21 protein-coding genes and 4 pseudogenes are annotated in these 17,234 nt (G+C 73.3%); 11 read left to right on the top strand and 14 right to left on the bottom strand.

What is annotated here, in order from left to right:
* The first annotated feature begins 27 nt into the window (after positions 1–27).
* Both BLU27_RS00090 and BLU27_RS00085 read left to right on the top strand, forming a co-directional pair.
* The gene (locus BLU27_RS00090; RefSeq protein ID WP_092649385.1) at positions 28–1,008 is read left to right on the top strand and encodes a hypothetical protein; all 981 of its coding nucleotides are present in this window, start codon (positions 28–30) and stop codon (positions 1,006–1,008) included.
* 84 nt (positions 1,009–1,092) lie between these two features.
* The gene (locus BLU27_RS00085; RefSeq protein WP_092649383.1) at positions 1,093–2,055 is read left to right on the top strand and encodes a CAP domain-containing protein; all 963 of its coding nucleotides are present in this window, start codon (positions 1,093–1,095) and stop codon (positions 2,053–2,055) included.
* On the opposite strand, the gene BLU27_RS00080 is transcribed toward BLU27_RS00085, so the two are convergent.
* Positions 2,046–2,558 carry a GNAT family N-acetyltransferase gene (locus tag BLU27_RS00080; protein WP_092649381.1) on the bottom strand — a complete coding sequence of 171 codons (513 nt, stop codon included), beginning with the start codon at positions 2,556–2,558 and terminating at the stop codon, positions 2,046–2,048. The two genes, BLU27_RS00085 and BLU27_RS00080, sit on opposite strands and share 10 nt — an antisense overlap.
* Before the next feature lie 221 nt (positions 2,559–2,779).
* On the opposite strand from BLU27_RS00080, the gene BLU27_RS00075 reads away from it, so the two are divergent.
* Complete coding sequence (locus BLU27_RS00075; protein ID WP_092649379.1) at positions 2,780–3,610, top strand: aldo/keto reductase; 831 nt, start codon at positions 2,780–2,782, stop codon at positions 3,608–3,610.
* Between the two features lie 118 nt (positions 3,611–3,728).
* Here BLU27_RS00075 and BLU27_RS00070 read toward each other — a convergent pair whose 3' ends face one another.
* Positions 3,729–4,316 (bottom strand): TMEM165/GDT1 family protein, encoded by a 588-nt coding sequence (locus BLU27_RS00070; RefSeq protein ID WP_092649377.1) that lies wholly within the window; start codon positions 4,314–4,316, stop codon positions 3,729–3,731.
* A gap of 287 nt (positions 4,317–4,603) precedes the next feature.
* Here BLU27_RS00070 and BLU27_RS00065 point away from each other — a divergent pair, with 287 nt between their 5' ends.
* On the top strand, positions 4,604–4,999 hold the full coding sequence (locus tag BLU27_RS00065) for an ArsR/SmtB family transcription factor (protein ID WP_338417588.1): 396 nt from the start codon (positions 4,604–4,606) through the stop codon (positions 4,997–4,999).
* A 138-nt stretch (positions 5,000–5,137) separates the two neighbouring features.
* Here the strand turns inward: BLU27_RS00065 and BLU27_RS00060 are convergent, their stop codons facing one another.
* Both BLU27_RS00060 and BLU27_RS00055 read right to left on the bottom strand, forming a co-directional pair.
* Positions 5,138–5,791 (bottom strand): response regulator, encoded by a 654-nt coding sequence (locus BLU27_RS00060; protein WP_197681841.1) that lies wholly within the window; start codon positions 5,789–5,791, stop codon positions 5,138–5,140.
* Between the two features lie 5 nt (positions 5,792–5,796).
* Positions 5,797–7,110, bottom strand: a complete 1,314-nt coding sequence (locus BLU27_RS00055) for a sensor histidine kinase (RefSeq protein WP_092649372.1) — start codon at positions 7,108–7,110, stop codon at positions 5,797–5,799.
* Positions 7,111–7,207: 97 nt separating this feature from the next.
* On the opposite strand from BLU27_RS00055, the gene BLU27_RS29440 reads away from it, so the two are divergent.
* The 7 genes and pseudogenes from BLU27_RS29440 to BLU27_RS31050 all read left to right on the top strand — a co-directional run bounded on the left by BLU27_RS29440 (position 7,208) and on the right by BLU27_RS31050 (position 12,451).
* Entirely contained in the window at positions 7,208–7,822 is a 615-nt protein-coding gene (locus BLU27_RS29440; protein ID WP_172804836.1) for a SurA N-terminal domain-containing protein, read from the top strand.
* A gap of 19 nt (positions 7,823–7,841) precedes the next feature.
* Positions 7,842–8,903, top strand: coding sequence for a MazG nucleotide pyrophosphohydrolase domain-containing protein (locus BLU27_RS00045; RefSeq protein WP_092649368.1), 1,062 nt, complete (start codon positions 7,842–7,844; stop codon positions 8,901–8,903).
* Between the two features lie 119 nt (positions 8,904–9,022).
* Positions 9,023–10,312 (top strand): phosphopyruvate hydratase, encoded by a 1,290-nt coding sequence (gene eno / locus BLU27_RS00040; RefSeq protein WP_092649366.1) that lies wholly within the window; start codon positions 9,023–9,025, stop codon positions 10,310–10,312.
* A 5-nt stretch (positions 10,313–10,317) separates the two neighbouring features.
* The gene (locus BLU27_RS00035) at positions 10,318–11,097 is read left to right on the top strand and encodes an FtsB family cell division protein (protein WP_092649364.1); all 780 of its coding nucleotides are present in this window, start codon (positions 10,318–10,320) and stop codon (positions 11,095–11,097) included.
* Positions 11,094–11,594: pseudogene (locus BLU27_RS29435) on the top strand (DUF501 domain-containing protein); the annotation flags it as partial. The gene BLU27_RS00035 and the pseudogene BLU27_RS29435, both read left to right, overlap by 4 nt.
* Before the next feature lie 24 nt (positions 11,595–11,618).
* Positions 11,619–12,140: a Ppx/GppA phosphatase family protein gene (locus BLU27_RS30745; RefSeq protein WP_277869322.1), complete on the top strand. Its 522-nt coding sequence runs from the start codon at positions 11,619–11,621 to the stop codon at positions 12,138–12,140.
* The gene (locus tag BLU27_RS31050; RefSeq protein WP_422386116.1) at positions 12,029–12,451 is read left to right on the top strand and encodes a Ppx/GppA phosphatase family protein; all 423 of its coding nucleotides are present in this window, start codon (positions 12,029–12,031) and stop codon (positions 12,449–12,451) included. Before BLU27_RS30745 ends, BLU27_RS31050 begins: the two co-directional genes overlap by 112 nt.
* A gap of 126 nt (positions 12,452–12,577) precedes the next feature.
* On the opposite strand, the gene BLU27_RS31045 is transcribed toward BLU27_RS31050, so the two are convergent.
* The 10 genes and pseudogenes from BLU27_RS31045 to BLU27_RS30135 all read right to left on the bottom strand — a co-directional run.
* Positions 12,578–13,009 (bottom strand): Ppx/GppA phosphatase family protein, encoded by a 432-nt coding sequence (locus BLU27_RS31045; RefSeq protein WP_422386115.1) that lies wholly within the window; start codon positions 13,007–13,009, stop codon positions 12,578–12,580.
* 64 nt (positions 13,010–13,073) lie between these two features.
* Entirely contained in the window at positions 13,074–13,532 is a 459-nt protein-coding gene (locus BLU27_RS31040; RefSeq protein ID WP_422386114.1) for a Ppx/GppA phosphatase family protein, read from the bottom strand.
* Positions 13,520–13,792, bottom strand: a pseudogene (locus BLU27_RS31035) (DUF501 domain-containing protein); the annotation flags it as partial. The gene BLU27_RS31040 and the pseudogene BLU27_RS31035, both read right to left, overlap by 13 nt.
* Positions 13,684–14,379, bottom strand: coding sequence for an FtsB family cell division protein (locus BLU27_RS31030; RefSeq protein ID WP_422386113.1), 696 nt, complete (start codon positions 14,377–14,379; stop codon positions 13,684–13,686). The gene BLU27_RS31030 and the pseudogene BLU27_RS31035, both read right to left, overlap by 109 nt.
* A 502-nt stretch (positions 14,380–14,881) precedes the next feature.
* Positions 14,882–15,850: pseudogene (locus tag BLU27_RS00010) on the bottom strand (phosphopyruvate hydratase family protein); the annotation flags it as partial.
* Entirely contained in the window at positions 15,772–15,993 is a 222-nt protein-coding gene (locus BLU27_RS31025) for a hypothetical protein (protein ID WP_422386068.1), read from the bottom strand. The pseudogene BLU27_RS00010 and the gene BLU27_RS31025, both read right to left, overlap by 79 nt.
* Before the next feature lie 109 nt (positions 15,994–16,102).
* Positions 16,103–16,453, bottom strand: a complete 351-nt coding sequence (locus BLU27_RS30145) for a hypothetical protein (RefSeq protein ID WP_241827698.1) — start codon at positions 16,451–16,453, stop codon at positions 16,103–16,105.
* Positions 16,429–16,563: a nucleoside triphosphate pyrophosphohydrolase family protein gene (locus BLU27_RS30735; RefSeq protein ID WP_277869321.1), complete on the bottom strand. Its 135-nt coding sequence runs from the start codon at positions 16,561–16,563 to the stop codon at positions 16,429–16,431. The genes BLU27_RS30145 and BLU27_RS30735 overlap by 25 nt, the downstream gene beginning before the upstream one ends.
* A complete protein-coding gene (locus BLU27_RS30730; RefSeq protein ID WP_277869264.1) occupies positions 16,527–16,739 on the bottom strand; it encodes a MazG nucleotide pyrophosphohydrolase domain-containing protein in 213 nt (70 codons plus the stop codon). Before BLU27_RS30730 ends, BLU27_RS30735 begins: the two co-directional genes overlap by 37 nt.
* Before the next feature lie 28 nt (positions 16,740–16,767).
* A pseudogene (locus tag BLU27_RS30135) lies at positions 16,768–17,234 on the bottom strand (hypothetical protein); the annotation flags it as partial.

Genomic DNA, 17,234 nt, shown 5'->3' with positions numbered 1-17,234 from the left:
TGTCCATACCTTCCAGGAGTAGCGCCGATGCCCGACGACCTTCCGTCCGCCTCGCGGGCACACGACGACCACCCGGTGTCCGGCGCGGGTGAGCTCGCCGCGGTGGAGGGCTCCGACCGGTGGCGCCCGGGCCGGCACCGCCGGCCCCGACCGACCCTGGTGGTCGCCGCGGTGCTGTCCAGCGTCGTCGCCGCGGGTGCCGCCGCGACCGGCGTGGGGTGGTACCTCCTCGGCGGGGGACACGACGAGCCGGGCACGCTGGCCGCGTCGACTCTCCGCCCCGACGGGGCGACGGAGACTCCGGTGCCCGCGGGCGCGGTGCGCGGCCCCCTCGGGTCCACCGCCCACGCGGCGGGGTCGGGATCCGCCCAGTCGCTGCCGGCTCCGTACCTCCCGGCGATGACCCAGCGTCCCGGTGCGGCCGCCGTGAGCCTGGCGCTGCTGGGGCTGCCGTCCACGCTCACGAACGCCCTGCCGAACGCCCAGCCGGGCGCGCAGCCGAACGCGGTTCCCGGCGCGCCGGCTCCCCAGGAGGTGCTGCCGGCGAAGTCGCCGTTCGTGCTCGCCGCCGGCCCGCCGGTGGCCGCGGGCGTGGCCAGGCCCGGCGCCGTCGCACCCCAGACCGCGACGCCGGGCCGGACGAGCACACCCGAACAGCCCGGCGAGCCCACCGGCGACCCGACGGCGACGGGTACGCCCACCCCGACCGGCGAGCCGACACCCACAGCCACGCCGAAGCCGACGGCGACTCCGACGAAGGACCCGACGCCCACGAGCAGCCCGACGCCGACGGACACACCGAAGCCCACGCAGTCGCCGACGAAGGATCCCTCGCCCACCGCGACGCCGAAACCCACCGCGATGCCGAAACCCACGCAGTCCCCGACGAAGGATCCCTCGCCGAGGCGGTCGCCGACCAGCGACCCGACGCCCACCCGGAAACCGTCGCCCAAGCTGCCGCTGCCGCTCCCGGCATCGCCTAATATTCCGGTGCCGGATCTTCCGTAACCGACATCCGCGACAGGTGCCGCCGATGGGGCGAAACAGACCGAACGACCATCGACCGCCAGCACTCGAGACCTGGGAGAAGCCGTGGCGCGCGAGGACCGAGACGTACTCCACCACGACGACGGTCGTCACGACCGCGGCTACTGGGACGAGGAGGCGGACCGGCCGCGCCACCGAGGCAGGCGCCCGCTGTCGCGCCGCCTGATGGTCCCGGCACTGGTGGCTACCGGCGTTCTCGGGCTCGGCGGTGGTGCGCTCGCGCTGAGCGGCTACCTCCAGCCCGCCGACCAGACTCCCCGGGCCGGCCAGGAACGCGTGGTGGCCGATCCGCCTCACGCCGGTACGCCCGAGCGGGCCGCCGACGCCCCGGCCGCGAAGCCGGCCCCCACCCCGGCCAAGAGGGTGACGGCGCCGCCCGCGGCCACGCCGGAGCGCGCCGCCACCCCGAAGAACACCGCCCCCGCGGACAAGCCGGCTGGTCCGGCGCCGAAGAAGCGCGAGGCCGCCGACCCACCCGAGCCGAAGGCGGCCGAGAAGGCCGAGCAGCCGAAGGCCAGGGTCGACTCGCCGGCCCCCCGGCGTACGTCCCTGCACACTCGGGAGCCGGCGCCTCCCGCCCGCACCGCCAGGCCGCAGACCGATTCGGGAACCACCAGTACCCGCGAGGAGGCCTTGTACGAGACCCAGGTGGTCCTGCTGACCAACGCCGCCCGTGCGCGCGTCGGCTGCGCACCGCTGCGGGTGGACGACCGGCTGCGATCCGTCGCGCACGCGCACTCCGCCGACATGGCCGCCCGCGACTACTTCGGGCACAACACGCCGGACGGCAGGACTCCCTGGGACCGCATCCGGGCCGCCGGCTACGACGCTCCCGCCGCGGAGAACATCGCCCGCGGCCAGCAGACACCGCAGGACGTCACCCGGGCCTGGCTGGACAGCCGGGGCCACCGCGAGAACATGCTGAACTGCAAGATCAAGGCGATCGGCGTCGGTGCCCACATCGGGCCCGGTGGACCGTGGTGGACGCAGGACTTCGGCTACCGCTGAGCTCCGCCCACCTGCTCCGGCGCCGGATCGGTCCCGGTCGCCAGTGACCTGGCGTAGCACCGGTTGCCGGGTGAGTCGCGGTGCAGGCCGAACGACGGGATCGGCGCGTAACCCGCGGACAGGTAGAGCGTGATCGCCTCCGGCTGGCCGAGGCCGGTCTCCAGAACCATCCGGGTCTTCCCGGCCGCGGCGGCGTCGCGTTCCAGGGCGGCGAGCATCCGGCGGGCCAGGCCCCGCCCGCGAGCCTCGGGTGCGACGTACATCCGCTTCACCTCGGCGTCACCGGGCCACAGCAGGGTGTACGGCGGAGTACGCCAGCCCGCGCAGCCGACCGGCCGGCCGTCGAGGTAGCCGACCAGGAACAGTCCTGTCGGCGGGTCGAACTCGCGCGGGTCGATCGGTGAGCGGTCGATCCCGCCGTAGCGTACGACGTACTCCTGCTGCACCTGCTCGGTCAGCGTCTGGGCATCGGGGTGGTCGAAGCCGACCGTGCGCAGCTCCACGCGGGCAAATCTAACCGGCGCCCGTACGCCCGCCGCCGAGGCCCCGTTGACCGACCGCCGGGTCGCCCGGCCCGTTGACCGACCGCCGGGTCGCCGGGCCCGCTGACCCCCGCTCGCCGCAAGGCCGCCGCTGTGGTCTGATGTTTGGGATGACCGGTCGTGACCTCACGAGTCGCCGACACGACCGGCACACCAGTGCACTCCCATGGAGGTTCACGCGCATGTCCGCAGTACCCAACGTCACCCTGAACAACGGTGTGGAGATGCCGCAGCTCGGCTTCGGCGTCTGGCAGGTGCCCGACGAGGACGCCACCGCCGCCGTGCGCACCGCGATCGAGGTCGGTTACCGCAGCATCGACACGGCCGCGATCTACGGCAACGAGGAGGGCACCGGCAAGGGGATCGCCGAGTCCGGCGTCCCCCGCGAGGAGCTGTTCGTCACCACCAAGCTGTGGAACGGCGAGCAGGGCTACGACTCCACGCTCGCGGCGTTCGAGGAGAGCCTGCGCAGGCTCAAGCTCGACTACGTGGACCTGTACCTCATCCACTGGCCGGTGCCGAGCCAGGACAAGTACGTCGACACCTGGCGCGCGTTCGAGAAGCTGTACGCCGACGGGCGGGTCCGCTCCATCGGCGTTTCCAACTTCAACCCGCACCACCTCCAGCGGCTGTTCGACGAGGCCACCGACGTCCCGGTCCTCAACCAGATCGAGTTGCACCCGTACCTCATCCAGGAGAAGCTGCGGGCGTTCAACAGCGAGCACAACATCGCCACCGAGGCGTGGAGCCCGCTGGCCCAGGGCGGCGAGCTGCTGAAGGACCCCGAGATCGGCAGGCTGGCGGAGAAGTACGGCAAGACGCCTGCCCAGATCGTGCTGCGGTGGCACATCCAGCTCGGCAACGTGGTCATCCCGAAGTCGGTCACTCCGTCGCGGATCAAGGAGAACTTCGACCTGTTCGACTTCGAGCTGTCGGCCGGCGACCTGGGTGCGATCACCGCCCTGAACCGAGACGAGCGGACCGGCGGCGACCCCGACACGCTGGGCTCCTGACCCTTCGACGTGGCCCGCTGGCGCTCTGACGTGAAACAGGCGGCGGCCCGTCCGGTGAGGACGGGCCGCCGCCTTTCGTTCGCCGTGTTGGTCGTACGTGCCGTACGCGCCGTACGCGTCAGCGCAGTTGGGTGATCGCCTCGACGAGCAGCCAGACGCCGAAGACGGCGAACAGGGCCGAGGCGCCGTACCTGATCGCACGCTCGGGCAGCCGGCGGCCGAGCTGCTGGCCGATCACGATGGCGATGGCGTCCGCGACCACCATTCCGACGGTCGACCCGAGCCAGGTGCCCAGCCAGCCGTGCTGGGTGGCCAGGGTGATGGTGGCCAGCATCGTCTTGTCGCCGAGTTCGGCGAGGAAGAACGCGACGGAGACCGCGACGATCGCGGACTGCTTGGCCCGGCGGGCCTTCTGTTCCTCGTCCTCGGAGAGGCTGTCGCCACGCAGGGTCCAGCCGGCGAACCCGAAGAACGCCAGCGCGGCCACCAGGGAGATCCAACCGGTGGGCAGGTTGGCACCGAGGAAGTAGCCGACGCCCACCGACACCGCGTGCACCACGGCCGTCGCGACGGTGATCCCTACGAGCACGGGGAGTGCGCGGTAGCGGGTGGCGAAGGTCAGGGCCATCAGCTGAGACTTGTCGCCGAGCTCGGCCACGAAGATGACGCCGAAGCTGAGGAAGAAGCTGGCCGTCAGGGCATCCATGCGAAGTGTCGCTCCTCGATCAGGCCGGACCGAGGGATGCGACCTCTCGACCCGGGCGTATCCGCCTGGTCGAAGGTCTCGCCCGCCTGGTGGAGGCTGCCGGGCCGGGCGCCACAGGGGCTGCCAGCGTGTCGACCGCGGCATTGGGGGCTACTCCCCTTCGCGTCGTACAGCCTGGCGCGGACCGGCAGGATTGTCAACCAGTTGCGCAAGTGACGAATTGTTGTGGGCCAGCTCACATCCGGCCGTTCCGCTCACCTGGCGCATGCGGAAGAATCGGCGGCGTCATGGTCAATCCAGCCGATCCGCCCCAGCCGACCGGGTCACCTGAGCCGATCGGGCAGCCCATGCTGTCCGGGCCGCAGCTGCGAGCGGCGGCGGACACGTTCGACCTGCTGTCCTCGCCCACCCGGCTGCACCTCGTGTGGCTGCTCGCCCGGCACGAGTACGACGTGGGCACGCTCGCGGAGAGCACCGGCGCCAACGTCGCCGCGGTCAGCCAGCACCTGGCCAAGCTCCGGCTGGCCGGGCTGGTGACGGCCCGGCGAGAGGGCCGGCGGCAGATCTACGCCGTGGAGGACCCGCACGTCCTCACCCTTGTCGACCAGATCTTCGAGCACATCGCCCCGGACGGCTCGCTGGCGCCGGACCCGCCCACGCCACGGCACCCGCGCCGCTCCTGACGCGAATCAGGGGATCGTCTCGCCTGACGCCCACACCGCACCTGTGGCTCTCAGGGGATCGTCTCGCCTGACGCCCACACCGCACTTGTGGCTCTCAGGGGATCGTCTCGCCTGACGCCCACACCGCACTTGTGGCTCTCAGGGGATCGTCTCGCCTGACGCCCACACCCACGCGGCGATCCCCACCCGATTGCGTACGCCCAGCTTCCGCTGGATGTTCGCGACGTGCGTCTTGGTCGTACCCGCCGAGATGAACAGGTCGGCGCCGATCTCGGCGTTCGTCTTGCCGGCGGCGACCAGGCGGGCCACCTCGACCTCCCGCTCGGTCAGCGGCTCGACCGGGGAAGCAGTGCGGGTGCGCCGCCGCTCGCTGACGTGGCGCAGCAGGCGAACGGTGACCGACGGACTGATCAACGTGTCCCCGGCCACCGCCGCGCGCACCGCCTCCACCAGCAGCGTGGGACCGGCACGCTTGAGCAGGAACCCGCAGGCGCCGTACGCCAGCGCGGTGTGGACGTACTCGTCCAGGTCGAACGTCGTCACCACCACCACCCGCAGCGGGTCGGGGACGTCCGGCCCGGCCAGCGCCCGGGTGAGTTCCAGGCCGTCCAGCCGCGGCATCCGGATGTCGGCGATCACGACGTCCGGCCGCAGGAGCCGGGCCTGCTCCAGCGCCGAGGCGCCGTCCGCGGCCTCGGCGACGACGTGCATGTCCGGCTGGGAGTCCAGGACCAACCGGAAGCCGCTGCGGATGTTCTCCTGGTCGTCGGCGATGAGGATCCGGGTGGCCACGCCGGTCATTCTCGTCCTCGTGTCACGGGGTGGTCACCTCGGTCGTCGCCCCGGCCGGCTCGACCGGTGGACGGACCGGTGGACAGGGGGAGGACCGCGGTCGTACGCCATCCCGCCCGGCCGTACGGACCGGCGGACAGGGTGCCACCGAGCGCCTGTACGCGTTCGGCCAGGCCGACCAGACCGAGGCCGCCCCGGCGTTCGCCGCCGTCGACGGGAGCGTCCGTACGGCCGGGGCCGACCCGCTGGTTGGTGATCTCCACGGTCAGTGTCGAGGCGTCGCCGTCCCCGCGGGTGAGCAGGACGGTGACGGCGGAGTCGAGCGGTGCGTGCCGGCGTACGTTCGTCAGCGCCTCCACCACCACCCGGTGGACGGTGGAGCCGATCTCGCGGGGGATGGCGGCGGCCAGGTCCGGGGGCAGGTGCAGCCGGACCGGCCCGGACCCGCCGGCGGCGAACCGGTCGAGGAGTTCGGGCAGGTCGGCGACACCTGGTGCGACTGCCCGGCCGGTGTCCGCAGCGCCGGGCGGCTCCGCGCCGCCTTCCGCAGAGTCCTCGTCCGGGTCGTGCAACATGTGCACGGTCCGGTCCATCGAGGACAGCGCCGCCAGCCCGGCCTCCTCGATCCGGGCGAGCGCGTCGAGAACGGCCTCCGGCCGCTGCGCGGCCACCGCGCGCGCGGCCTGCGCCTGGACCACGATGCCGCTGATGTCGTGCGCCACGAAGTCGTGCAGGTCCCGGGCCAGCGCCAGCCGCTGCGTCCGGCGTGCCTCGCGAACGGCCCGCTCGCGGGTGCTGTCCAGTGACCGCAGGTAGGTCCCACCGAGAGCGGCACACACCGCGCCGAGCGCCCAGAAGCCGACCGACCCCACCTGGTCCAGCAGGGACCAGCCGCGTACGGCACGAAGGATCATCGTCGCCTGCGCGGCCGAGGCGAGCAGGCCGACGGCGACCGCCTGCCGGGCCGGGGCAAGCCGGACCACCAGGACGATCAGCCACAGCAGCCCGGCCAGCTCGAACAGCCCGAACCACTGCACGCTCGGCGGCAGCGGCTCCGGGACGAGAATCGTGGCGGCGAGGGAGACGAGTGCTGCGACGGTCACGACAGGCACCAGGGCGGTCCGGTGCGCCGGGCCGGCCACCAGTACTCCGGCCAGGCCGCCGGCGGCCACACCCGCGGGAACGCTGACGAACGGGCTGACGAGGAACGCCGCCACGCAGCCGGCCAGGACGAGCAGCCCGGCGGCGGCGAGGCCCGCCCGGAACCGGACCATGGAGGCTCCGGAGGGTGCGGTTCGTTCGGAGATGGGGCCGGACATGGGTCGAGAGTAGGGTCCGGCCCGTCGGCCCGCCGCCGGAAGGCCCTGCGTACGATCGGGTGCGACGTGGCTGGTTTCCGTTACGAGAAGAGGTCCCGTGGTCGGTCGAAGGCACGCTGGTCGAGTCGCCGTTGTCGCTCTGGTCGCCGGGCTGGCGCTGTCCGGCTGCGGCGCGGTCTCCAACCCCGGAGCCGCGGCCACAGTCGGCGACGAGACGATCTCGGTGTCCTACCTCCAGAAGCAGTCGCGCGACATCCTGGCCAAGGCCGGCCGGTCCGATCTCAGCGACTCCGAGTCGACGAAGCTGCAGAGCGACCTGCTGCAGCAACTCGTCGACGACGCACTGATCGTGCCGACCGCCAGGCGTGCCGGGGTGAGCGCCAGCCAGGCCGACATCGACCAGGTGAAGTCCCAGATCCAGTCCCAGCGCGTGGTCATCCCGCCGGACATGCTGGACGGCTTCGCCCGGTGGGTCGTCCTGCGGCGGGCACTCAACACCAAGCTGCTCGGCAGGGAGCCGGCCAGCCAGCAGGACCAGGCCAAGGCCGACCAGTTGGTCGGGCGGGAGATGGCGAAGACGGCCAAGCAGGTCGGCGTCCGGGTCAACCCCCGCTACGGCACCTGGTCCGGCGGAGCGGTGAAGCCGGGCGGCCAGCTCGTCACCCCGGGGCCGACCGCCACCCAGGCTCCGGCCGCCCCGCAGATGCCCTGACCCCACCGTGGCCCCGCAGATGACGGCCGGTCGGATCGCGCTGCTGCTGACCAGCCCGCGCGTGGCGCCGGGGCTGCTCGCCTGGCCTGCCTGGGAGCTGCTGCACGCGGCCGGCCAGGTGCTCACCGACGACGCCGACCACCCGCAACGCGCGGCGGTGGAGGCCGCCGGGGTCCGCGTCCTCGTGGTCGAGGACGCGCCCGGGCCGGGGGAGCTGGCCGACCTCCTCGTGACCAGGGCGCGTGCCGGCGTCGACGTGGTGTGGCTGGCCGCCGACGACGGTGATCCCGCGCTCGGCCGGGCGCTCGGTCACCTGCTGGCCACCGCCGCCGAGGCCGGTACGCGCGGCCTGCCCACCCTGGAGGTGGTGCCCGCCTCCTACGACCTGCCCGGCGCTCGGCTGCTCGACCTGGTGTCGGTGATGGACCAGCTGCGCGAACGCTGCCCGTGGGTGCGCGACCAGACGCACCGCTCGCTGGTGCGGTACCTCGTGGAGGAGTCGTACGAGACCGTCGAGGCGATCGAGACCGGCGGCCGGCAGCACCTGCGCGAGGAGCTCGGCGACCTGCTGTTCCAGGTGGTGTTCCACGCCCGGCTGGCCGAGGAGGACGCGGAGACGCCGTTCTCCATCGACGACGTCACCGCCGACCTGGTGGAGAAGCTGATCAGGCGCAACCCGCACGTCTTCGGCCCTGCCGCGGGTGGCCCGTCCGGGACTCCGGAGTCGACGGCGGCCGAGGTGGAGAACGTCTGGGACCAGTTGAAGGCCGAGGAGAAGCGGCGGACTTCCGCGGTCGAGGGCGTGCCGCTGGCGCTGCCCGCGCTGACGCTCGCCGACAAGCTGCTCGGGCGTACGAGAAGGTCGGGCGTCCGGGTCGACGGGCCCGATCCGGGCGTACTCGCCGAGGTCGCCGGTCACACCCTCGGCGAGCCGGGACGCCTGGACGCCGACCGGCTCGGCGCGGCGTTGCTGGCCCTGGTGGACCGCGCGCGCTCCGCGGACCTCGATCCCGAACAGGCGTTACGGGACGCCTGCCGGCGCTACGTCGATGCCGTTCGCGCCGCCGAGAATCCCGGTTGATCGCGAGTGATCCCGGCGGTGCGCGGGTCGGTTCGCGGTGCGCACAGGCGGCGCCGCTAGGGTGAAACCTGCCCTGGGCTCGGGGCATCCGTGACCTGAGGTTGTCTGGGAGGAAGCACGTGGCAACGATCGAGGCCCTCACCGCCCGCGAGATTCTGGACTCGCGCGGCAATCCCACCGTCGAGGTCGAGGTGGGTCTCGACGACGGCACCATCGCCCGCGCCGACGTACCCTCCGGTGCGTCGACCGGCGCGTTCGAGGCGGTGGAGCTGCGCGACGGTGACGACAAGCGCTTCGTCGGCAAGGGTGTCACCAACGCCGTGCGCGGCGTGGTCGACGTGATCGCCCCGGAGCTGGTCGGCTACGAGGCCAGCGAGCAGCGGCTGATCGACGCCCGCCTGATGGACCTGGACGGCACGCCCAACAAGGCCAAGCTCGGCGCCAACGCGCTGCTCGGCGTGTCCCTGGCCGTCGCCCGCGCCGCCGCGTCCTCGGCCGACCTGCCGTTGTTCCGTTACGTCGGCGGGCCCAACGCGCATTTGCTCCCGGTGCCGATGCTCAACATCGTCAACGGCGGTGCGCACGCCGACAACGACGTCGACTTCCAGGAGTTCATGATCGCCCCGATCGGGGCGGCCACCTTCGCCGAGGCACTGCGCTGGGGTGCGGAGACCTACCACGCGCTGAAGGCGGTTCTGAAGAGCCAGGGCCTGTCCACCGGTCTCGGTGACGAGGGTGGCTTCGCGCCCAACCTGCCGTCCAACCGGGCGGCGCTGGACCTGATCGCCACCGCGGTCGGCGCGGCCGGCTTCCGGTTCGGCACCGACGTCGCGGTGGCCATCGACGCCGCGGCCACCGAGTTCTACGACGCCGACAGCGACCGCTACCGCTTCGAGGGCGGCGACAAGACGTCGGAGGAGATGGCGGCCTACTACGCCGAGCTGCGTGCGTCGTACCCCCTGGTGTCACTGGAGGACCCGCTGGCCGAGGACGACTGGTCCGGCTGGGCCGGGCTCACCGAGACCCTCGGCGGGAAGGTGCAGCTGGTCGGCGACGACCTGTTCGTCACCAACCCCGAGCGGATCGGCCGCGGCATCGCCGAGCGGTCCGCCAACGCGGTGCTCATCAAGCTCAACCAGATCGGCACGCTCACCGAGACCCTCGACGCGGTGGACATGTCCCACCGCGCCGGCTTCCGCACGATGATCAGCCACCGGTCCGGTGAGACCGAGGACACCACGATCGCCGACCTCGCGGTGGCGACCAACGCGGGCCAGATCAAGACCGGTGCCCCCGCGCGCAGCGAGCGGGTGGCGAAGTACAACCAGCTGCTGCGGATCGAGGAGGAGCTGGACGACGCGGCCCGCTACGCCGGACGTACGGCGTTCCCGCGGTTCACCTCCGAGTAGGTCCGGTGAGCGACGCGCGAGGTGGTCGCAACGCCCGGCCCGCGGGGCGCGGGCGAGGGCCGGGACGCGCCAAGCCCGGGACGTCCGGGCGTGGCACGTCCGGACGCGGTTCGCGAGGTGGTGCGGGCACTCCCCGGACCACCCGCCGCACCGCCGGCGCCGGCCCCACCCGCACGGCCGCCCGGGGCGAGGCCCGTCCGGAGGCGGTGCGGCCCGGTGTGGCCCGCGCCACCGCCGGGACAGTGCCCGGTGCTCGTCGCGGCCCCGGCCGGTCCGACGCCACCAAGCCCGCTTCGCGGCGCAACGGCAACGTCACCGGCCGGGCGGCGATCCTGGCCCTGGTGATCGCGGCGCTGGTCATCTCGTACGCGTCCAGCCTGCGGGCCTGGGTCGAACAACGCAGCCAGATCGCCGCGTTGCGCACCGAGGAGACCCAGCGCACCGAGCGCGTGGCCTCACTGGAGAAGGAGTTACGGCGCTGGCACGATCCGGCGTACGTCGAGGCGCAGGCCCGCGAGCGCCTGCGCTGGGTGAAGCCGGGCGAGACCGGATACGTCGTCGTCGGTGAGGACGGCTCGGTCGCGAAGGCGCCGGCCGCCGCCGGTGGCGCCGCCGTCCGCTCGGGGCCCCAGCAGGCCTGGTGGTCCAGCCTGTGGGGGAGTGTCGAGCGCTCCGGTGTGCAGCCGACGACGCCGCCCGTCGGCAAGACGCCCAGCACGCCGAAACACCAGCCGCCGAAGACCATCGACCCCAGCCCCACCCAGACGCCGCGACCGAACCGATGACCGCAGCACCTGACCCCCCCGACCCCGTGGATCCGGACGCCCCGGTGGACCCGGCCGACGTGGTGGCGGTCAGCGCCCAGTTGGGCCGGCCGGCCCGCGGTGTGCACCGCGTCGCGCACCGGTGCCGGTGCGGACTGCCGGACGTCGTGGAGACCGAGCCGCGGCTGCCCGACGGTACGCCGTTCCCGACCACCTTCTACCTCACCTGCCCGCGCCTGGCTGCCGAGATCGGGCGGCTGGAGGCGAGTGGGCTGATGCGGGAGTGGACCGAACGACTGGCCGCCGACCCCGACCTGGCCGCCGGCTACCGGCGCGCACACGAGCACTACCTCGCCGCGCGCGAGCGTCTCGGCCACGTACCCGAGATCGCCGGAATCTCCGCCGGCGGCATGCCCGACCGGGTGAAGTGCCTGCACTCTCTCGTCGGCCACGCGCTCGCGGCGGGACCGGGAGTGAACCCGCTCGGGGACGAGGCGCTGGCGCTGTTGCCGGACTGGGCGGCGGGGGGACGCTGCGTCGAGGTGGGCCCGCCGGTACGCGTGGCAGCCGTGGACTGCGGCACCAACTCCATCCGGCTGCTGGTCGCCGACATCACCACCGAGCCGGCGACGGGAACCCGCCATCTGCACGAACTGGACCGCCGGCTGGAGATCGTCCGGCTCGGGGAGGGCGTCGACCGCACGGGCCGGTTGTCCGAGCAGGCGCTGGCCCGGACGTTCGCCGCCTGCGAGCGGTACGCCGAGCGGATCCGCGAACTGGGTGCCGACCAGGTGCGGTTCGTCGCCACGTCCGCCTCCCGCGACGCCGACAACCGAGCCGAGTTCGTGACGGGGATTCGGGAGATCCTCGGTGTCGAACCCGAGGTGATCACCGGTGCCGAGGAGGCCGACCTGTCCTTCGCCGGCGCGACCCGCGAGCTGGCGGTCGCCGGATCCCGACGCCGTACCTCGTCGTCGACATCGGCGGCGGCTCCACCGAGTTCGTCCTCGGCGGCGCCCGGCCGGAGGCGGCGGTCTCGGTCGACATGGGCTGCGTACGACTGACCGAGCGGTACCTCACCGACGACCCGCCCACACCTGAGCAGGTGGAGCGGGCCCGGGCGGAGGTCGAGCGCCGGCTGGACGAGGTGGCCGGGAGGTCCCGCTGGAGCGCGCTCGCACCCTCGTCGCCTGGCCGGCACGGTGACGACGGTGGCGGCGACGGCGATGGACCTGCCGGCGTACGACCGCGACCGGATCCACCACGCCCGCATCGGCGCGGCCGACGTGCACGCGGCCGCCGGCCGGTTGCTGACGATGACCCACGCGGAGCGGAAGGCGCTGCCGTTCATGCATCCGGGCCGGGTGGACTGTGATCGGCCGCGGCGCGCACTGATCCTGGACGCACCTCGCCGGGCTCACCTCAGCCTCGCCCGGATCGCCGGAGCTGGACGGTCAGCGAGCCGTCGAGCATCCCGGTGGACGGCAGGATGCGTCCAGGATCAGTGCCCGGCCGTCACGTCCCCCGCCCGATGCATGACGGCAGGCCTTCCGCTCCGTGGGTCATCGTCAGCAACGGCCGCGGCGCGTGCCGTCGGCCGCGCCGATGCGGGCCGTGGTGGATCCGGTCGCGGTCGTACGCCGGCAGGTCCATCGCCGTCGCCGCCACCCGTCGTCACCGTGCCGGCCAGGCCGACGAGGGGTGCGAGGCGCGGCTCCCAGCGGGACCTCCCCGGCCACCTCGTCCAGCCGGCGCTCGACCTCCGCCCGGGCCCGCTCCACTGCTCAGGTGTGGGCGGGTCGTCGGTGAGGTACCGCTCGGTCAGTCGTACGCAGCCCATGTCGACCGAGACCGCCGCCTCCGGCCGGGCGCCGCCGAGGACGAACTCGGTGGAGCCGCCGCCGATGTCGACGACGAGGTACGGCGTCGGGATCCGGCGACCGGCCAGCTCGCGGGTCGCGCCGGCGAAGGACAGGTCGGCTCCTCGGCACCGGTGATCACCTCGGGTTCGACACCGAGGATCTCCGAATCCCCGTCACGAACTCGGCTCGGTTGTCGGCGTCGCGGGAGGCGGACGTGGCGACGAACCGCACCTGGTCGGCACCCAGTTCGCGGATCCGCTCGGCGTACCGCTCGCAGGCGGCGAACGTCCGGGCCAGCGCCTGCTCGGACAACCGGCCCGTGCGGTCGACGCCCTCCCGAGCCGGACGATCTCCAGCCGGCGGTCCAGTTCGTGCAGATGGCGGGTTCCCGTCGCCGGCTCGGTGGTGATGTCGGCGACCAGCAGCCGGATGGAGTTGGTGCCGCAGTCCACGGCTGCCACGCGTACCGGCGGGCCACCTCGACGCAGGCGTCCCCCCGCCGCCCAGTCCGGCAACAGCGCCAGCGCCTCGTCCCCGAGCGGGTTCACTCCCGGTCCCGCCGCGAGCGCGTGGCCGACGAGAGAGTGCAGGCACTTCACCCGGTCGGGCATGCCGCCGGCGGAGATTCCGGCGATCTCGGGTACGTGGCCGAGACGCTCGCGCGCGGCGAGGTAGTGCTCGTGTGCGCGCCGGTAGCCGGCGGCCAGGTCGGGGTCGGCGGCCAGTCGTTCGGTCCACTCCCGCATCAGCCCACTCGCCTCCAGCCGCCCGATCTCGGCAGCCAGGCGCGGGCAGGTGAGGTAGAAGGTGGTCGGGAACGGCGTACCGTCGGGCAGCCGCGGCTCGGTCTCCACGACGTCCGGCAGTCCGCACCGGCACCGGTGCGCGACGCGGTGCACACCGCGGGCCGGCCGGCCCAACTGGGCGCTGACCGCCACACGTCGGCCGGGTCCACCGGGGCGTCCGGATCCACGGGGTCGGGGGGGTCAGGTGCTGCGGTCATCGGTTCGGTCGCGGCGTCTGGGTGGGGCTGGGGTCGATGGTCTTCGGCGGCTGGTGTTTCGGCGTGCTGGGCGTCTTGCCGACGGGCGGCGTCGTCGGCTGCACACCGGAGCGCTCGACACTCCCCACAGGCTGGACCACCAGGCCTGCTGGGGCCCCGAGCGGACGGCGGCGCCACCGGCGGCGGCCGGCGCCTTCGCGACCGAGCCGTCCTCACCGACGACGACGTATCCGGTCCGCCCGGCTTCACCCAGCGCAGGCGCTCGCGGGCCTGCGCCTCGACGTACGCCGGATCGTGCCAGCGCCGTAACTCCTTCTCCAGTGAGGCCACGCGCTCGGTGCGCTGGGTCTCCTCGGTGCGCAACGCGGCGATCTGGCTGCGTTGTTCGACCCAGGCCCGCAGGCTGGACGCGTACGAGATGACCAGCGCCGCGATCACCAGGGCAGGATCGCCGCCCGGCCGGTGACGTTGCCGTTGCGCCGCGAAGCGGGCTTGGTGGCGTCGGACCGGCCGGGGCCGCGACGAGCACCGGGCACTGTCCGGCGGGGCGGGCCACACCGGGCCGCACCGCCTCCGGACGGGCCTCGCCCCGGGCGGCCGTGCGGGTGGGGCCGGCGCCGGCGGTGCGGCGGGTGGTCCGGGGAGTGCCCGCACCACCTCGCGAACCGCGTCCGGACGTGCCACGCCCGGACGTCCCGGGCTTGGCGCGTCCCGGCCCTCGCCCGCGCCCCGCGGGCCGGGCGTTGCGACCACCTCGCGCGTCGCTCACCGGACCTACTCGGAGGTGAACCGCGGGAACGCCGTACGTCCGGCGTAGCGGGCCGCGTCGTCCAGCTCCTCCTCGATCCGCAGCAGCTGGTTGTACTTCGCCACCCGCTCGCTGCGCGGGGGCACCGGTCTTGATCTGGCCCGCGTTGGTCGCCACCGCGAGGTCGGCGATCGTGGTGTCCTCGGTCTCACCGGACCGGTGGCTGATCATCGTGCGGAAGCCGGCGCGGTGGGACATGTCCACCGCGTCGAGGGTCTCGGTGAGCGTGCCGATCTGGTTGAGCTTGATGAGCACCGCGTTGGCGGACCGCTCGGCGATGCCGCGGCCGATCCGCTCGGGGTTGGTGACGAACAGGTCGTCGCCGACCAGCTGCACCTTCCCGCCGAGGGTCTCGGTGAGCCCGGCCCAGCCGGACCAGTCGTCCTCGGCCAGCGGGTCCTCCAGTGACACCAGGGGGTACGACGCACGCAGCTCGGCGTAGTAGGCCGCCATCTCCTCCGACGTCTTGTCGCCGCCCTCGAAGCGGTAGCGGTCGCTGTCGGCGTCGTAGAACTCGGTGGCCGCGGCGTCGATGGCCACCGCGACGTCGGTGCCGAACCGGAAGCCGGCCGCGCCGACCGCGGTGGCGATCAGGTCCAGCGCCGCCCGGTTGGACGGCAGGTTGGGCGCGAAGCCACCCTCGTCACCGAGACCGGTGGACAGGCCCTGGCTCTTCAGAACCGCCTTCAGCGCGTGGTAGGTCTCCGCACCCAGCGCAGTGCCTCGGCGAAGGTGGCCGCCCCGATCGGGGCGATGAACTCCTGGAAGTCGACGTCGTTGTCGGCGTGCGCACCGCCGTGACGATGTTGAGCATCGGCACCGGGAGCAAATGCGCGTTGGGCCGCCGACGTAACGGAACAACGGCAGGTCGGCCGAGGACGCGCGGCGCGGGCGACGGCCAGGGACACGCCGAGCAGCGTTGGCGCCGAGCTTGGCCTTGTTGGGCGTGCCGTCCAGGTCCATCAGGCGGGCGTCGATCAGCCGCTGCTCGCTGGCCTCGTAGCCGACCAGCTCCGGGGCGATCACGTCGACCACGCCGCGCACGGCGTTGGTGACACCCTTGCCGACGAAGCGCTTGTCGTCACCGTCGCGCAGCTCCACCGCCTCGAACGCGCCGGTCGACGCACCGGGGGTACGTCGGCGCGGGCGATGGTGCCGTCGTCGAGACCCACCTCGACCTCGACGGTGGGATTGCCGCGCGAGTCCAGAATCTCGCGGGCGGTGAGGGCCTCGATCGTTGCCACGTGCTTCCTCCCAGACAACCTCAGGTCACGGATGCCCCGAGCCCAGGGCAGGTTTCACCCTAGCGGCGCCGCCTGTGCGCACCGCGAACCGACCCGCGCACCGCCGGGATCACTCGCGATCAACCGGGATTCTCGGCGGCGCGAACGGCATCGACGTAGCGCCGGCAGGCGTCCCGTAACGCCTGTTCGGGATCGAGGTCCGCGGAGCGCGCGCGGTCCACCAGGGCCAGCAACGCCGCGCCGAGCCGGTCGGCGTCCAGGCGTCCCGGCTCGCCGAGGGTGTGACCGGCGACCTCGGCGAGTACGCCCGGATCGGGCCCGTCGACCCGGACGCCCGACCTTCTCGTACGCCGAGCAGCTTGTCGGCGAGCGTCAGCGCGGGCAGCGCCAGCGGCACGCCCTCGACCGCGGAAGTCCGCCGCTTCTCCTCGGCCTTCAACTGGTCCCAGACGTTCTCCACCTCGGCCGCCGTCGACTCCGGAGTCCCGACGGGCCACCCGCGGCAGGGCCGAAGACGTGCGGGTTGCGCCTGATCAGCTTCTCCACCAGGTCGGCGGTGACGTCGTCGATGGAGAACGGCGTCTCCGCGTCCTCCTCGGCCAGCCGGCGTGGAACACCACCTGGAACAGCAGGTCGCCGAGCTCCTCGCGCAGGTGCTGCCGGCCGCCGGTCTCGATCGCCTCGACGGTCTCGTACGACTCCTCCACGAGGTACCGCACCAGCGAGCGGTGCGTCTGGTCGCGCACCACGGGCAGCGTTCGCGCAGCTGGTCCATCACCGACACCAGGTCGAGCAGCCGAGCGCCGGGCAGGTCGTAGGAGGCGGGCACCACCTCCAGGGTGGGCAGGCCGCGCGTACCGGCCTCGGCGGCGGTGGCCAGCAGGTGACCGAGCGCCCGGCCGAGCGCGGATCACCGTCGTCGGCGGCCAGCCACACCACGTCGACGCCGGCACGCGCCCTGGTCACGAGGAGGTCGGCCAGCTCCCCCGGCCCGGGCGCGTCCTCGACCACGAGGACGCGGACCCCGGCGGCCTCCACCGCCGCGCGTTGCGGGTGGTCGGCGTCGTCGGTGAGCACCTGGCCGGCCCGTGCAGCAGCTCCCAGGCAGGCCAGGCGAGCAGCCCCGCCACGCGCGGGCTGGTCAGCAGCAGCGCGATCCGACCGGCCGTCATCTGCGGGGCCACGGTGGGTCAGGGCATCTGCGGGGCGGCCGGAGCCTGGGTGGCGGTCGGCCCCGGGGT

Origin of the sequence: Actinopolymorpha singaporensis (assembly GCF_900104745.1) — a bacterium.
Classification (GTDB): domain Bacteria; phylum Actinomycetota; class Actinomycetes; order Propionibacteriales; family Actinopolymorphaceae; genus Actinopolymorpha; species Actinopolymorpha singaporensis.
Note: the sequence above shows the minus strand (reverse complement) of the source record. Positions and strands in the feature narration are given on the sequence as shown.

Coding starts and splice junctions, on each gene's coding strand:
- BLU27_RS00090 (WP_092649385.1), top strand. CDS start 28: ATGCCCGACGACCTTCCGTCCGCCTCGCGGGCACACGACGACCACCCG.
- BLU27_RS00075 (WP_092649379.1), top strand. CDS start 2,780: ATGTCCGCAGTACCCAACGTCACCCTGAACAACGGTGTGGAGATGCCG.
- BLU27_RS00070 (WP_092649377.1), bottom strand. CDS start 4,316: ATGGATGCCCTGACGGCCAGCTTCTTCCTCAGCTTCGGCGTCATCTTC.
- BLU27_RS00065 (WP_338417588.1), top strand. CDS start 4,604: ATGGTCAATCCAGCCGATCCGCCCCAGCCGACCGGGTCACCTGAGCCG.
- BLU27_RS00055 (WP_092649372.1), bottom strand. CDS start 7,110: ATGTCCGGCCCCATCTCCGAACGAACCGCACCCTCCGGAGCCTCCATG.
- BLU27_RS00045 (WP_092649368.1), top strand. CDS start 7,842: ATGACGGCCGGTCGGATCGCGCTGCTGCTGACCAGCCCGCGCGTGGCG.